Source organism: Streptomyces sp. NPDC101166 (genome assembly GCF_044768125.1).
In the GTDB taxonomy this organism is placed as follows: Bacteria; Actinomycetota; Actinomycetes; order Streptomycetales; family Streptomycetaceae; genus Streptomyces.
On sequence record NZ_JBIWPF010000247.1, the window covers coordinates 1 to 1,159 of the forward strand.

A 1,159-nucleotide genomic window follows, 5' to 3' on the forward strand; every position below is an offset into this window, starting at 1 on the left:
CTCCGCGCGCGGCCAGCACCTTGCCTTCACGGGTCCGCCGGGAACCGGTAAGACCACCATCGCGCGCGTGGTCGCCAAGATCTATTGCGGCCTGGGCATTCTCAAGACCGACAAGGTGGTCGAGACCAAGCGCTCCGACTTCGTCGGCCAGCACCTGGGTTCCACCGCCATCAAGACCGACGCCCTGATCGACACCGCCATGGACGGCGTGCTGTTCATCGACGAGGCGTACACCCTGATCCAGACCGGGCTCTCCGGCGGTGACGCGTTCGGCCGCGAGGCCGTCGACACCCTGCTGGCCCGTATGGAGAACGACCGCGACCGCCTGGTGGTGATCATCGCCGGATACGACGGCGAGATCGACCGCTTCCTGGCCGCCAACGACGGTCTGGCGTCCCGCTTCGCCAAGCGGCTCCAGTTCCCGTCCTACACCGCCGAGGAACTCGGCGCGATCGGTGAAGTCGTTGCGTCCAAACGGGATTCGGACCTTTCCGAGGACGCGCTGGCCGCGCTGATCACCACCTGTCAGAAGCTCTACACGATGGAGAGCACCGATCAGAGCGGGCAACCGCGCCGCGGGGTCGACGTGGCCGGCAACGGTCGCTTCATCCGCAACCTGATCGAGGCGGCCGAGGAGGAACGCGAGTTCCGCCTGGCCAACGACGAATCCATCGATCTGAGCGCCGTGGACGAATCGGTGCTCATGCGCATCGAGGGTCCCGACATGAAGGCCGCGTTGAGCACCCTGCTCACCTCGCTGAATCTGGCGTCGGCCGCCGACTGAGGGGCAACTGAACTGTGAACGACTTTCCGCGGGGAGCGGGCGGCTATCAGCCGGGCGGAAATGGTGGGAGCGAGCGGCAGGGCCGTCCACCCCAGGGGTATGGCGATCCGGGGCAGTCGTACGGCCCTGGTCAGGCATACGGTGATCCCGGCCAGGCGCCCGGTCATCCTGGGCAGGCCGGTCATCCCGGCCAAGGGCACGGTAATCCTGGCCAACCGCAGGGTGCGCCCGGCCACTCACCCAGTGGGGGAAGCGGTTTCGGGCGCGAGTTCGACGACTTCCTGAATCGCACCTCGAATGTCGCGGCCCCGCCGCGGCCGGTGCCGCCACCCGCTCCGGCTCCGCAGCCGCAGGCCCCTCAGGCCCCACCGGCCG

1 protein-coding gene is annotated in these 1,159 nt (G+C 68.2%); it reads left to right on the plus strand.

The features are described from left to right. Nucleotides 1-784: AAA family ATPase (locus tag ACIRS4_RS38110; RefSeq protein ID WP_404204847.1), on the plus strand; the 784-nt coding region annotated here is incomplete at its 5' end. Between the last annotated feature and the right edge of the window lie 375 nt (nucleotides 785-1,159).